The organism is Thauera sp. SDU_THAU2, from assembly GCF_038260575.1.
In the GTDB taxonomy this organism is placed as follows: Bacteria; Pseudomonadota; Gammaproteobacteria; order Burkholderiales; family Rhodocyclaceae; genus Thauera.
In genome coordinates, this window is sequence record NZ_JBBWUN010000003.1 from 808071 (window position 1) to 822532 (window position 14462).

A 14462-nucleotide genomic window follows, 5' to 3' on the forward strand; every position below is an offset into this window, starting at 1 on the left:
CGAGGAGCGGCGAAGCATGACGGCTGCCGATGCCGCACGCCCGATCGGCGTGTTCGATTCCGGCGTCGGTGGCCTCACCGTCGTACGGGCGCTGATGGAGCGCCTGCCGCTGGAGAACATCGTCTATTTCGGCGATACCGCGCGCGTGCCCTATGGCGTCAAGTCGGTGGCGACGATCGAGCAGTTCACTGCGCAGATCACCGACTATCTGCTGCGCTGCGACGTCAAGATGCTGATCATCGCCTGCAACACGATGGCGGCCGTCGCGGCCGACGTCGTCCATCGCCTGGCGCGCGACGTTCCGGTGCTCGACGTGATCGAGGCGGGCGCACGGGCCGCGGTGGCGCCGGAGGGCGGGCAGCGCATCGGCGTGATCGGCACGCCGACCACGATCAACAGCAATGCCTATGCCAGGCGCATGCATGAACTCGATCCGTCGGTGCGGGTGTATTCCCAGGCCTGCCCGCTGTTCGTGCCGCTGGTCGAGGAAGGCTGGCTCGACCACCCGGTGACGCGCCTCACCGCGCAGGAATACCTGCGGCCGGTGCTGGCCGAGGAGGTCGACAGCCTGGTGCTGGGCTGCACCCACTATCCGCTGCTCAAGCCCCTGCTGCGCGACGTTGCGGGGCCGGACGTGCGGCTGATCGATTCGGCGGTGACGACGGCGGAATTCGCCGCACGGCGCCTGCAGCAGGCGGGGCTGGCGCGCGGCGCCGGCGCTGCGGCGCGCTACCGCTTCGTCGTCAGCGACGTGCCGCTGCGCTTCCAGACGATCGGCGAGCGTTTCCTCGGCCGTTCGCTGGGGCAGGTGGAAAAAGTCGATTGGTGAGCGGCTGACGCCTGGTCTGCAGCGCGGGAGTGAGGTCGGGCCGCGCAGGTCGGGCCGCGTTCAGGTCGGGCCGCGTTCAGGCTGGGGCGAGCCTCAGGCGGGGCCGGTCGCAACCGGCCGCCGCGGGTCGGCACACCACTCGCTCCACGAGCCGGCGTAAAGCAGCGAGCCGGACAGGCCGGCCGATTCCATCGCCAGCACGTTGACGCAGGCCGTCACGCCGGAGCCGCAGTGGTGCACGACTTGTTGCGGCGGGTGGTTTCCCAGCAGTGCGCCGAACTCCTCGCGCAGTACCGATGCCTGCTTGAAGCGGCCGTCGGGCTGCAGGTTGTCGCGGAAGAAGCGGTTGATGGCGCCGGGGATGTGGCCGCCCACCGGATCCAGCATTTCGTTCTCGCCACGGAAGCGGTCCGGGCTGCGGGCGTCGATCAGCAGCATCTGCGGCTGGCCCAGATGGCCGAGGACGAAATCCGCATCGACCCGATTCGCCCGCAGCGCCAGCGCATAGGTGGCGGGCCGGGCTTCGGGCTGGGCCGAGTCGAGCGGCAGGCCGGCGCTGCACCAAGCCTGCAGGCCGCCGTCCAGCACGGCGACGCGGTTGTGCCCGAGCCAGCGCAGCAGCCACCATAGCCGCGCGGCGAACATGCCGCAGGCGTCGTCGTAGGCGACCACCTGGGTATGGTGGCTGACACCGCATGCTTCCAGCCGGGCGGCGAGCTTCGCCGGGTCGGGCAGGGGGTGGCGGCCGTTGGTGCCCGTCCGGGGTGCCGAGAGATCGGTTTCCAGATCCCAGGAAGAAGGCGCCCGGGATGTGCTGCCCGAGATAGGCATGCAGGCCGAAATCCGTATTGCACAGATCGAAGCGGCAGTCGAACACGACCCAGTCCGGCGAATGGAGCCGTTGTGCGAGCTCGGCCGGGCCGATCAGCGTCGCATAGGATGCGTTCACTCGGCGGCCTCGGCCGTGATGTCCAGCCAGCTGCGGGCTTCGGCTTCGTCGTCGAATACCTGGACTTCGGCATCGACGAACAGCTGCGACACCCAGGCGCTCCAGGTCAGCCACTGGTCGTCGGTCAGCACGGCGATGCGGCGGAAATCATGGGCATGCTGGCGCGAGAACTTGATTTCCTCCCACGCCACGTCGAGCGTGAAGCCCGCCATTTCGCGCAGGTCGAAAAGCAGGTCGATCGGTCCGGAGAACTGGATCTTGTAATTGACCAGTTCCTCGAATTCCTTGTAGTCGGCCAGCGCGAATTCACCGAAAACAGTGATTGCGACCAGGTTGTCGCGGTGCTCGATGCTGATCATTGCGGCCTCCGTCGTCTTGGACTGGTTGCCTACTACTATAGCCTCCGCATCGATCCGGCTCAATCAGTGGGGGGCGCCTAGCCGGGGCGCCTGGCCGAGCCCATCAGACAGGGGCTGCCGGGCCGGCTGGCGGTCCGCATTTCGCGGCGGGCGCCTCAGCCGTCGTTCGAGCTGCTGCGGCGCGGGCGCAGCGAGATCATGATCGCACTGGTGACGATGCAGGCGATGCCGATCCAGCTCAGCCACGGCATGATTTCGTCCCACAGCAGGGCGCCGAACAGACTGGCGAAGACGACGGTGGCGTAGCTGAGGTTGGCCGACAGCATGGTGTGGCCGTAGCTGTAGGAGCGGGTCATGGCGAGCTGGGCAAGGCCGCCGAAGACGCCGATGCCGAGCAGGATGAAGAGCTCCTGCAGATCGGGCAGGTGCGGGCCGGCATACAGTGCGCCGGCAAGACCGAACAGCATCGTGACCAGCGAGAACCAGAACACCGTGCGCACTTCCGGCTCGCCGGCCTTCCCCAGTTCGCGCACGCTGATGTAGGCGATGCTGGCGATCGCGCCGGAGCCGAGGCCGACGACCGCCCCCAGCCACTGCTCGGCGGCCAGCGTCGGGCGCAGCAGCAGCACGACGCCGGCAAAGCCGACCGCCAGCGAGAGCATGCCGGTCCAGCGCAGCTTCTCGTGGAAAACCAGCGCCAGCAGCAGGGCGACGAAGATCGGCGAAGTGTAGTTGAGCGTCACCGCAGTCGCGAGCGGGAGGCTGCCGATGGCGAAGAAGTAGCAGCTCAGCGCAGTCGACCCGGACACGCTGCGCGACACGTGCATGCGCCAGTGGGGGGTGCGCAGCCGGATGCCCTTGAGCCTGGCGATCACGACCATCATCGCGACGCTGACGATGCCGCGGTAGAACACGACTTCGCCGGTCGAAAACGTGCTCGAGCCGAGCTTGACGCAGACGCCCATGCAGGCGAACAGCAGACAGGAAACGAGCATCCAGAAAGCAGGCATGAAATGTTGCAGTGCAGCGACAGAACCCGACATTGAACCACATCGGGGCGCCGCGTGCGCGAAATCCGGATCAGGCCCGTGCGGAAATCACTGCTGCGCTGCAGTATCGCCTGAGCGCGGCAGCAGCACCGTGGCTTCCAGTCCGCCTGCGGCCGAATTGCGCAGGTGGACTTCGCCACGCTGGCGGCGCAGCAGGTTGCGGGTGATGGCGAGGCCCAGGCCGGTGCCGCCGGTTTCCCGGTTGCGCGAGGTTTCGAGCCGATAGAAAGGTTCGAAGACCTTCTCCAGCTGATCGTCCGGCAGGCCGGGGCCGCGGTCGCGAATGCGGATCTCGAAGGCATCCGGCCCGGTGGCGACGGAGATGTCGACTTCGCCGCCGAACTTGACGCCGTTCTCGATCAGGTTCCACAGCGCGCGCCGCATGGCCGTCGGCTGGGCTGACAGCGGTGCATCGGCGCGGCCGTCGAGCCGGACTTTCCAGCCCATGTCGGTGGCGTCGTCGCGCAGAGCTTCGAGCAGCCGGTCGAGGTCGATCGGCTGCGCAGGGGTGGCGTCGTCCAGGCTGCGGGCATAGGCGAGCCCTTCCTTGACCAGCGCCTGCATACTGTCGAGATCGGCCTGGATGCGGCTGCGAAGTTCATCGTCGTCGACCAGTTCCGCGCGCAGCCGCAACCGCGTGATCGGCGTCTGCAGATCGTGCGAGATGGCGGCCAGGATGCGGGTGCGCTCGCTGACGTAGTCGCGGATGCGCTGCTGCATCTGGTTGAAGGCTTGGGCGGCCTGGCTGACTTCGGTCGGGCCGCGGGTGTCGAGCGGTGCGCGCTCCGGATCCTCGCCGAGCGCTCGGGCGGCTTCGGTCATGCGCGACAGCGGGCGGGTCGCCAGTCGTACCGCGAACCAGGTCAGCAGGCCGACGCCGCCGACCAGCGCGGCCAGGGCGGCGATCAACTGGTCCGGCTCGGGCGGGCGGATCGGGGGCGAGGGGGATGCCGGGCAGGCGGACCTGCAGTGGGGCGCCGTCGGCGAGATCGACCACGGCGACCACCACGGCATGCGGCATGCCGGGACGGTCCTGGGCGTAGGCCGTGGTGGTCCGCTCCGGCATCGCGGCACGCAGCGCGGTGGGCAGCGGGTGGTCGTCGGGCAGCGGTTGCAGGCGTTCGGACGGCTCACGCAGTGCCAGCCGCAGCCGGCGGCGGCCGAGTTCGTCGATCCAGCGCGCGCGCTCGGCAGGGCCGAGGCGATCGAGCACGTCCGCGGCGGCGGCGATCTCCTGGGCCACGCTCTCGAACAGCGCACTGCGTCCGATGCGCTCGCGTTCGCTGACGAAGAGGGTCACGCTGACCGCGATTACGACCAGGATGCCGACCAGCAGGATCAGCATCAGGCGGGCGAACAGGCTGCGGGGCCAGGGCAGTTTCATGGGGTGTCCGGAGTGACGACGCCGACCTCGGTGGCCAGCACGTAGCCTTCGTTGCGCACTGTCTTGATGATCGCCGGTTCGCGTGCGTTGTCGCCGAGGCGCTGGCGTAGGCGGCTGACCTGCAGGTCGATCGAACGGTCGAAGACGTCCGCTTCGCGTCCCTGGGTCAGCTCCATCAACTGGTCGCGCGACAGGACTTTCTGCGGATGCGACAGGAAGATCGACAGCATGCGGTACTCCGCGCCGGACAGGGCGACGACGGTGCCGGCCGTGTCGATCAGGTGGCGGTTGACGGTGTCCAGCCGCCATTGGGCGAAGCGCAGTTCGCGCGCATTGGCCGGCGGCGCGGCGTCGAGGTTGGGCGGCAGTGCGCGCGTGCGGCGCAGCACGGCGCGGATGCGTGCGTACAGTTCGCGCGGTACGAAGGGCTTGGTCAGGTAGTCGTCCGCGCCCATCTCCAGGCCGAGGATGCGGTCCATGTCGTCGCCGCGGGCGGTGAGCATCAGAATCGGGATGTTCGACGGCGGGCCGCCGGCCGCGCGCAGGTTGCGGCACAGGGTCAGGCCGTCCTCGCCCGGCATCATCACGTCGAGCACGATCAGGTCGATGCGATGCTGCTCCAGCGCGGCCTTCATCTCGCGCCCGTCGGCTGCGGTGGTGCAGCGCAGACCCTGCTTTTCGAGGTAGTCGGCAAGCAGGTTGCGGATGTCGCGGTCGTCATCGACGATCAGGATGTGGTCTTGCTGGCTCATCGCATCGGTGCCGGTGTTTTCAATGGGGCGAATCTTAAGCCTCCGCCCACCTGCTTTTGTATCCCAGCGTATCAATCCAGGGGCGAGAGACACGAGGCTGCAAACCGGGGGGATGCGGACAAACGCGGCTTACATCGTGGTGTTGAAATGGCTCCGTCGCCCGAACGAACGGGCGCGACGAACCGAACCGAAAGGAGAAGCACCATGAAGACCTGGATGAAGACCTCGATCGCCGCCGCCGTCATCGCCACCGCCGGCCTGGGCACCACGGCTGCGCTTGCCTGGGGCGGACATGGCCACGGCCCGCACGGCGGCAAGGCCGGCTGGTCGCAGATGGAGCCGGCGCAGGTGAAGCAGCGCATGGCCCAGCGCGTCGAACTGCAGATGGCCCGGCTGGAGTTGGCGCTTGCCTTGAGTGCGGAGCAGAAGCCCGCTTTCGAGACCTTCAAGAACACCATGAAGGCACGTGCCGAGCGCATGGCGGAGACCATGGCCGCAGGTCGCGCGGAAGCCAGGCCGGCGACCGCGATCGAGCGCATGCAGCGCATGGAGGAAGCCGGCAAGCTGCGCCTGGCCGAGATGGCCGAGACCCGCAAGGCGGTCGAAACCTTCTATGGCACGCTCGGCAGCGCGCAGAAGACGGTGTTCGATGCCGAGTTCCAGAAGGCGGGGCGCCATGATTTCGGCAAGAAGGGTGACAGGGGTCCCGGCAAGGGCGAACGCGGCATGCGTGAGCCGCGCGGCTGATCGTCGCGCTGCCTGAATGGAAAAAGGCCATCCCGCGGGATGGCCTTTCGTCTTGGGGGCAGCCGTGCTGCTTAGTGGAACTGCTCTTCCTCGGTCGAGCCGGTCAGCGCCTTGACGCTGGACGAGCCGCCCTGGATCACGGTGGTGACGTCGTCGAAGTAGCCGGCACCGACTTCCTGCTGGTGCGAGACGAAGGTGTAGCCTTGTTCGCGGGCGGCGAACTCGGGTTCCTGCACCATTTCGACGTAGTGCTTCATGCCTTGGCCGCGGGCGTAGGCGTGGGCGAACTTGAAGGTGTTGAACCAGTTGACGTGGATGCCGGCCAGGGTGATGAACTGGTACTTGTAGCCCAGCGCCGACAGTTCGTCCTGGAACTTGGCGATGGTGGCGTCGTCGAGGTTCTTCTTCCAGTTGAAGGACGGCGAGCAGTTGTAGGACAGCAGCTTGCCCGGGCAGGCGGCATGCACGGCCTGCGCGAATTCGCGGGCGAAGCCCAGGTCCGGAGTGCCGGTTTCGCACCAGACCAGGTCGGCATAGGGCGCGTAGGCGACGCCGCGGCTGATGGCCTGCTCAAGGCCGTTCTTGACGCGGTAGAAGCCTTCCGGGGTGCGTTCGCCGGTGAGGAAGGGCTTGTCGTTGGCGTCGTGATCCGAGGTGATCAGGTTGGCAGCTTCGGCATCGGTACGGGCCAGGATGATGGTCGGCACGCCCATGACGTCGGCGGCGAAGCGGGCGGAGATCAGCTTCTCGATCGCTTCCTGGGTCGGCACCAGCACCTTGCCGCCCATGTGGCCGCACTTCTTCACCGCAGCCAGCTGGTCTTCGAAGTGCACGCCGGCGGCACCGGCGGCAATCATGTTCTTCATCAGCTCGAAGGCGTTCAGCACGCCGCCGAAACCGGCTTCGGCGTCAGCCACGATCGGCAGGAAGTAGTCGATGAACTCCTTGTCGCCCGGGTTGATGCCGCGCGACCACTGGATCTCGTCGGCGCGCTTGAAGGTGTTGTTGATGCGGCGAACCATGGTCGGCACCGAGTCGTAGGCGTACAGCGACTGGTCGGGGTACATGGTTTCGGAGGTGTTGCCGTCGGCGGCGACCTGCCAGCCGGACAGATACACGGCTTCGAGGCCGGCCTTGGCCTGCTGCATGGCCTGGCCCGCGGTAATGGCGCCGAAGGCATTCACGTAGCCCTTCTTGGCGCCGCCGTTGACACGTTCCCACAGCAGCTTGGCACCACGCTGGGCCAGCGTGTATTCGGGCTGCAGGCTGCCGCGCAGGCGGACGACGTCGGTGGCGGAGTAGCCGCGCTTGATGCCTTTCCAACGGGGGTTCTCGGCCCAGTCCTTTTCCAGAGCGGCGATTTGCTGTTCGCGGGTCAGAGTCATGATGCTTCCTTTTCAGTGCAGAAGGGTGTCAACCATCGCGCTCGGTTCAGGCGCCGGTCGCGGTGTATCCGTCGCAAGGGCGTTCGAGGGAAAAACGCCTTGTCGATGGGAAAGAAGTATAGGAGGGTTTCTGCTTAGCAGCAATATGTCTTATATAAGACATAAGAAATAATATTTCGCAATTAAAACATGGGTTTGCTGTTTAATTCCCGGGATGTGAAACGAAAGTGAATCTTGTGAAATGGATTTTCACGTCCCGGTGCTGCACTGCGGTGCCTGTGGCTGCACGGAGCCCGCATCCCGCAGGGGGAGGCGTCAGAGCAGGGCGGTTTCGGACACGACGACGCCGTCCTCGTCGGCATAGACATGGTGGCCCGGCACGAAGCTCACGCCGCCGAAGCTCACGGGCACGTCGACTTCGCCGACATTGCGCTTGACCGTCTTGCGCGGATGGGTGCCGAGGGCGAAGACGCCGAGATCCATGCCGCCGATGGCCTTCGAGTCGCGGATGCAGCCGTAGACGATGATTCCGGCCCAGCCGTTCCTGACGGCCAGTTCGGCGAGCTGGTCGCCCACCAGCGCGCAGCGCATCGAGGCGCCGCCGTCGATGACCAGCACCCGGCCGTTGCCGGCGGATTCGACCGCCTTGCGGACGAAGGAGTTGTCCTCGAAGAGCTTCAGCGTGCTGATCGGGCCGCCGAAGGCGCTGCGTCCGCCGTAGCTGCGGAACATGGGGCTGACGACGGCGAGCTTGTCGTCGTGGGCGTCGCACAGATCGGCTGTCTGGATGTTCATGTCTGCTCCTTGTCGATGGGGTGCTTGTCGCTGGCAGCGCGCATGATAGTTCAGTGTCCTGTGTCGTGGCATGCGGGAGGCGGGGGATATGTGCCCGGGTCGTGCCGATGCTGCGATACGGGCCGCACAAAAAATGCCCCCACGCTCATCCGCTTCGCGGGCTCGCTGCCCCCCAGGGGGCGCTTTTTGCCTTGGGGCGGCCCGACGGACAAAAAAGGGCCGGTGTCAAGCCTTTCGTGGAAAACAGGGAGGGCTTGCAACCATATATGGGGCAATAGGTTAGCTCTGTTTCGTACTGCTTGCAGGGGATGCGGCGTTGTGGGCTGGGAGCCACATGAGGGCCTGGGGAAAGCAAGCCGAAGCGCGCTGTGGCGAGCCGAATATCAAAGTGGCAACGGACTGGTTTCTCAATCTCGCCTATCGTTTCGCAAGCTGATCGGGCTTATCGCTCATAGGGTCCTTACTGCTTCTGGACTTCACTTTCTTGATTTCGTCCCGTCATCGGGGCCGCCCCTTGTATCCAGCCGGCGGCGCCTTTAGAGCTTTCGGAGCCTTGGCTGCTGCCGTGGATTTGAAGATAGAAGGGTCAACTTCAAACACGCTGACAGCGACCTGCTGATTTCCATGCACATGTGCGATGAGACGCTCGTGCTTGGGCAGCGGCACCTGTGCCGTCGATCCGCCAAACTCGCCTGAGTTGGCGAGGACAACCGGTTGGTACATGTGGAAATGCAACGCAGCCACCATATTGTCGAACGTCTGCACATCTTGATTCAGCGCTGCGACCAAGAACATGTCCGATCTGTCACGAAGGTCGGCCACAAGGTCCAAGTCCGTCGCGTCGTAGCAAATGGCCGCTGCAATGCGTGTGCGGGTCTTGGCGCCAATCGGCAACTCGACCAGCGTCACATGTGGCCGGTGGCCCTTCACACCCATCCTCACCTCGTCCTTCATCGGATGCTGCTTGCCTTGCCAAGCGTACTGGAATGCCCGCCCGTGGCCTGCAGACTCAGTTCGAATCAGCCACAGGCCTTGATTGACGATGCCGCCAGCCTTGCGCGAATGAAGGAATGTCAAGCCGGTAAAAATGTTGGCTCGGATCTTGTCTGAAAGTCGCCTCAGCAAAAAGACGTGCTCCGGATGCACGGCCAACTCCGGGAACAGAATGACATCGACTACCGGCTCATCGCTCTTGTTGGATGTAGGTGCATAGCTTGCCGATGACCAGGTCTTGAGCTTCTGATGAGTCAGCCTGCAAACCTCAGCCAGATGGCGACGATGTTCTGCCAAAGTTCCCGGCGTCCAATGCGTCGGGTCTTTGTCATCAAACTCTTCTCGCCGCGGGCGCATCGGCTGAACGATGGCCACGCGCAATGGCCGATCCTGCAAGGGCTCATGATCATCCACAGGCACCACGTACATCGGTGTATTGCTTCGGTGGCCAAACAGTGTGCGCTGCGCCACGATGCGCTCTTGAACAAGCGCAAGCAGCTCGGCTGCGGTCCGGACATCGCCCGCTGCCGACGCTGCGTTTGCGCGAAACTCAACTCCTGGCCATTGCAGGAGCGTCGAAAGCAGGCTGGAGAGCCACGGCGACACTGGCCCAGGCTCGTCCAGCAACCCACGTCCGGAGTTCAAAAGGCCGAAACGACGTTTGAACCAAGTGCTGCGCAGGCCACTGTATCGGCCCACCTCCTCGGTGACAAGGTAGCGACGGCTCGTGAAGTCAAACTCTCCGGTAAGGGCCGAGCGCAGGATACGCCCCAGTCCGTAGAGCCAAGCCTTTTCGGGTGCCACCCAAGGAGGACTGTCGTACAGTGGGTTTGTCGCATCTCCTCCTTCAATTGACTCCACATGCAAGAAGCCCGGCTGCTCAGGCATTTCCGATAGCTTTTGCCAATCCTCGCACCGAAGCATGATGTCAACGGCGCTCTTCCCCGCAGACAACTGCTCTTCCACGCCCTGGTATCGAAGTAACGCATCAGCGAGCATGAGCAGAGAATTTTCTTGGTCGAAAAGGTTGTTAGGCTCGCTGATGATTTGCAGGAGGGACTGAACACCCTTCAACTTAGCCGAATGCCTCCGAGAGTTGCTTTGCCGCTTGGTGGCTTGGACCAACGCGGCTGGCACAAATTGGCGCCAGTTTGCGGCCCGTCGCCCATTCAGCGCTGCCATCAACAAATCCGGACGACTCAGCGCCACGGATTGCACAACAGCCTCCCGAATCCCTTCTTCATCTGTGCGCCGCAACCCTTCCGACAACCACACACCGAAGCGCCGTACATTCGGCTGCAACTGCTGCGCCACGATCGCTAAGGGTATGACATCTCTCAGCGCTTCACCTCGCACGGGCTCAAACAGGGCCGCGCGTTGCAATGCGGCGTACGCCTGTACCTCGGGGGCAACTTCGACCACCATAGCGAGTGACGCATCACCGATAGAAGCCAGATACAGGCGGGCCTGCTGGCGGAGATACCAAGGCGATGAAGTCCGTTCAGTCAAAATGCGACGCGCTATTCCGCCGAGATCCTCGCGGTAACCTTGAATATCAACGCCCTCCGGGTAATCCTCCGGCTCACGGAAGCCAGTCTCCACCGCACCCGCTCGCAAAAGGTCCGCCAGAACATACTCTGCTACGCGCACTTGCCTGCGCTTTGCTGCGTCCAGACCCGCCGCCACGTCGAAAAGCTTGATGCTGAGTGCCTCGGTCACGGGACTCAATAGGCGGGGGTGAGGGAACAGGTCCAAGCCACACCGCAGCAGCAAGACCAGCGCAGGATTCTCGGCCCAGCATTTGATGAGCTTGCGTGCCGTCGATTCGAACTCATGAGACAGCACCACTCCCTGTGTCACGTGGTCACTAATAGTCTCGGATGAGCCAGCCGGACTTTCGAGATCCGTCATCGCCAACCGATGCCGCATCAACTGGGCAATTCGCGTCGCGACGAACCGCTTCACGGTGTCGTCTCTCACGTCAGTGTTGGGCACAGCAACCGTAGCCAAGCCCAATCGAGATGGCGCGGGATCGGCGACGCTTTCAATCTGCTCAGATACCCACAATAGCCCATCAAGGCCGCCCGCCGCCTGTGCCAGAGACTCTAGGTCAAAGGTCCCACTCAACTCTGCGTTAAGCATCTCCATCAAAGCGGACACGTGACTCTGCGCCGAGATCGCTCGGTATGAGGTGGCCACACACTTATCTAACGACAGTTCAAGTGATCTCCGCGCACCCATGCGCTCGCAATGTGCCTTCAGAACTGAGGTCACATAATTTTTGACATGTTCCAACAACGCAGCCTGACCAAGCCCGCCAGCCCCACTCTTGGCCTCGACAACGAGACGCATGTCATCGACATATCTGCAGTAGTCCAGCAGCTTGACGTCGTCGCCGACCATGGTCCCATCGGCTACAGACTTTTGCATGTCGCGGTCGAAACGAATCAAATAGGCGTTTGCCAGAAAGCCCGAGGCGACGAGCCCTTGGGGCAGCCCGAGCTCAAGCTCTTGATGCTCTTCGCCGCGAATCAGTGCGGCCTCTTGCTGATCATCAGCGCGCCACTGCCAAGAGAAGATTCGCGCAACTCGCTCCCAGAATTGTGCGTCTGCCGCCGCCCAGTCAGGCAACCCGTGTTCCGCCTGATGCTCCTCCTCGAAGACCTTCAACTCTGCGAGCAAGGCGTCGCGATCGACATGATCAAAGAACGACTTGATATCCAAAGACACCACGAACAGCTCTCGTCGTGGCCGCAGTTGATGCGCCAAATCCGCACAGACCCGTCGAGGGCGTGCGAGGAACGCCCGGTAATCTTGGAAGTACTGGCGATATGTTCTGCTGTTTCCCCAGGAAAATTTGGCGCGGGGCCGGACGCCAGCATTGACTACCCATGTGCAGTGCAGCCGATTGCCATAGCTCACCACCCCACTGGCGCGCATTGCCCCTATATCTGCGCCCGTCGTATCGCCCTGCGCAGACTCAACAGCCTCCGCCAAGCACATCATTACCGCCGTCGCCAAGGTTTGGTCACGAATAGACAAGTGGGCCAGTGGTCGCAGCTTCAGGCGTGGCTGTTCTTGTTCTGTCTGCACACCAGGATTTTCTCCCAGACTTGGCTCGCTGGGCGTCCAATCGTCAAACGTCGGCTCACTGCCTAGGTCATCGACGTTAAGCTCCAACAATTGTTCGGAAGTAATCGTGGGTATCGGGCGAAACCACCAATGAGCGTTCTTGGGCGCGGGAACGAGCTGCAAATCCTTCGGTCGGAAATCGGCTTGGCAAACTTGAGCTGCCCAATGCTTTAGCTGATTTTCCAGGTCGATGGTTGAAGCATCTAACTCCAAAACATCCGCATACCAGTTATGGCGGCGGATGTAGGTATGCGACTTCTTCCATGCTTGTGCGAGGACAACCACATCACAGAGCTTATCGCCTTTTGGCGGAAGATCTCGATACTCTTCTTTGATAATAGACACTCATTCCCCTTGTTCTTGTTGCGCACGCGCCCCGAACACCTGACAGCATACGAAGTCAAACTAAAGCCCATCAGGTTAGGATCAATCTGCAGCATGGATTGCAGTACCTGCGCTGCGCATTAGGCAAATTCAACGCAAAATGTGGTGCGCCGCAGTGCTTCTAGGGCGCAACAGATGCTGTCATGACGATGCGTTGAGTTGGTCCACTCCAGGCATTATAAAATTTAGTTTGTATTTTGTTACCTCCTGTTTAGTTTATCTTTTTCTGAATCCCCGATCCCCCGCCATGAACGCCCCCAGTATGTACGGGATCAGTGTCGCCGCATCGACCGCCTCGCCATACGCCTGCGCGTGCAGCGAGGCGTAGCGGTCGAGGTCGGCTTTCAGGCTGGCCGGGCAAGCGAAGGTCAGCTTGATGCTCTCGGTCTTGGGCAGCGGACCCAGCCGCAGTTTCCTGGTCGTGCTCATCGTGAAGTCCCCTTGTTGAAGAAAAGCGGCTGATAAGGCCGCAGCACCAGATCGCGGTTGACGATGATGCGCACCGGCAAGCCCGGGCGACTGGTCAGCGTGGGCTGGATGTTGAGGTTGCGCCGGGTCACTTCCTGGCCGACCTGGTTCACGGTGTCCTGCAAGCTGTCGCGTCCGGCGATGATGACGCGATCACCGTCCTGGCGGTTCTCGGGGGCGGCCAACTCGGCTCCCACGCCCAGCAGCGTGGTCAGCACGGCACCGGCAAAGATCTGATCCCAATGCCAGTCCACGTCATCCTCCAGACCGGCGTAGCCTGCCGGATCGGTGCCGACCAGATTGTCGAGCGTGAGCGAAGACGTATCCGGCAGGATGATGCGGTTCCACACCACCTGCACGCGGCTCTGGCCGTAGCTGACCTGGCTGTTGTACTTGCCCAGGATGCGCGAACCCTGCGGGATCAGTAGGAACTTGCCTGTGGCCGTGTCATAGATCGGCTCCGTCACCGCGGCGATCACGTCGCCCGGCAAGTCCGACTTGATGCCCGTGACCAGTGCCCCGGCAATGACCGTTCCGGCCATCACCTGATACGGCGAGGTGGGCATTTGCAGGTTGCCGGAGTTACGGGTTTCCGTAGAGCCGCCTGTCAGGAACGCCTCTTTCTGGTCTTGCCGGTTTTGCACGGCAGTCGGATCAGTGGGTTGGGCCGCCGTCGAGGCCGGGCCAGCGGCCAGCGGGTCGAAGGCTGCATTGGCGGCAAAGCCCAGCGCGGCGGCGACCTGCGACTGCGCCACGGGCGCCGCCTGCGGGGAGCCGGTGCGGAAGAACACCGATGAAGCTGCCGCCGCTTCTGCCTCCTTGCGCAGCGCATCGTTGGGGTCGTAACCCGGCGTGGCATAGGTGGCGGCGACCGGCTGCTGCGAGTTCACGATGACTGGCCCCAGATCACCCGGCAACGGCGGCCCCAGCTCCGGCACGTCAGGTGGCAGCGCTGGCAGCTTGGAATAGTCCGTCGGCAGCGCATCCAGCCCTTCCGACTTCGAGACACGATCCACGTTGTACAACTCGGTGGATTCGCCCGCGCCGCGTTGCTGCGGTTGCAGCGACCAGATCAGTGCGCCCATCACGCCGACCGACAAGCCTCCGGCGAGGATGGCCAGCGTGCGCCGGTTCAGGCGCGTGACCGGGCGCGGTTGGGCGCGCAGCGCCACCGCCTCGGGTGCCTCCTTGTCCGCCTGCGGCGTGGCAAGGTCGGGAGTATCGTCCTGGCTCATG

10 protein-coding genes and 2 pseudogenes are annotated in these 14462 nt (G+C 63.7%); 2 read left to right on the top strand and 10 right to left on the bottom strand.

The window, feature by feature from the left end; genetic code table 11:
• Positions 1-16: 16 nt before the first annotated feature.
• Positions 17-829: a glutamate racemase gene (gene murI / locus AAFL97_RS04830; RefSeq protein ID WP_341643959.1), complete on the top strand. Its 813-nt coding sequence runs from the start codon at positions 17-19 to the stop codon at positions 827-829.
• A 93-nt stretch (positions 830-922) separates the two neighbouring features.
• On the opposite strand, the pseudogene AAFL97_RS04835 reads toward murI, so the two are convergent.
• The 5 genes and pseudogenes from AAFL97_RS04835 to AAFL97_RS04860 all read right to left on the bottom strand — a co-directional run bounded on the left by AAFL97_RS04835 (position 923) and on the right by AAFL97_RS04860 (position 5322).
• A pseudogene (locus AAFL97_RS04835) lies at positions 923-1778 on the bottom strand (sulfurtransferase).
• A complete protein-coding gene (locus AAFL97_RS04840; RefSeq protein ID WP_263461900.1) occupies positions 1775-2137 on the bottom strand; it encodes an STAS/SEC14 domain-containing protein in 363 nt (120 codons plus the stop codon). Before AAFL97_RS04840 ends, AAFL97_RS04835 begins: the two are co-directional and overlap by 4 nt.
• Positions 2138-2292: 155 nt before the next feature.
• On the bottom strand, positions 2293-3147 hold the full coding sequence (locus AAFL97_RS04845) for a DMT family transporter (protein ID WP_341643960.1): 855 nt from the start codon (positions 3145-3147) through the stop codon (positions 2293-2295).
• 87 nt (positions 3148-3234) lie between these two features.
• Positions 3235-4570 (bottom strand): annotated as a pseudogene (locus AAFL97_RS24550) (ATP-binding protein).
• Positions 4567-5322, bottom strand: coding sequence for a response regulator (locus AAFL97_RS04860; RefSeq protein WP_341643963.1), 756 nt, complete (start codon positions 5320-5322; stop codon positions 4567-4569). Before AAFL97_RS04860 ends, AAFL97_RS24550 begins: the two are co-directional and overlap by 4 nt.
• Before the next feature lie 204 nt (positions 5323-5526).
• Here AAFL97_RS04860 and AAFL97_RS04865 point away from each other — a divergent pair, with 204 nt between their 5' ends.
• Positions 5527-6069, top strand: a complete 543-nt coding sequence (locus tag AAFL97_RS04865; RefSeq protein ID WP_341643964.1) for a Spy/CpxP family protein refolding chaperone — start codon at positions 5527-5529, stop codon at positions 6067-6069.
• 71 nt (positions 6070-6140) lie between these two features.
• Here the strand turns inward: AAFL97_RS04865 and aceA are convergent, their stop codons facing one another.
• The 5 genes from aceA to AAFL97_RS04890 all read right to left on the bottom strand — a co-directional run bounded on the left by aceA (position 6141) and on the right by AAFL97_RS04890 (position 14461).
• Positions 6141-7454: an isocitrate lyase gene (gene aceA / locus AAFL97_RS04870; protein ID WP_341643965.1), complete on the bottom strand. Its 1314-nt coding sequence runs from the start codon at positions 7452-7454 to the stop codon at positions 6141-6143.
• A 315-nt stretch (positions 7455-7769) separates the two neighbouring features.
• Positions 7770-8249 (bottom strand): ribonuclease E activity regulator RraA, encoded by a 480-nt coding sequence (gene rraA, locus AAFL97_RS04875; RefSeq protein ID WP_068636142.1) that lies wholly within the window; start codon positions 8247-8249, stop codon positions 7770-7772.
• Positions 8250-8747: 498 nt separating this feature from the next.
• Positions 8748-12719 (bottom strand): reverse transcriptase domain-containing protein, encoded by a 3972-nt coding sequence (locus AAFL97_RS04880; RefSeq protein WP_341643966.1) that lies wholly within the window; start codon positions 12717-12719, stop codon positions 8748-8750.
• 255 nt (positions 12720-12974) lie between these two features.
• Positions 12975-13187 (bottom strand): DUF2274 domain-containing protein, encoded by a 213-nt coding sequence (locus AAFL97_RS04885; protein WP_341643967.1) that lies wholly within the window; start codon positions 13185-13187, stop codon positions 12975-12977.
• Positions 13184-14461 carry a TrbI/VirB10 family protein gene (locus AAFL97_RS04890; protein ID WP_341643968.1) on the bottom strand — a complete coding sequence of 426 codons (1278 nt, stop codon included), beginning with the start codon at positions 14459-14461 and terminating at the stop codon, positions 13184-13186. The genes AAFL97_RS04885 and AAFL97_RS04890 overlap by 4 nt, the downstream gene beginning before the upstream one ends.
• Between the last annotated feature and the right edge of the window lies 1 nt (position 14462).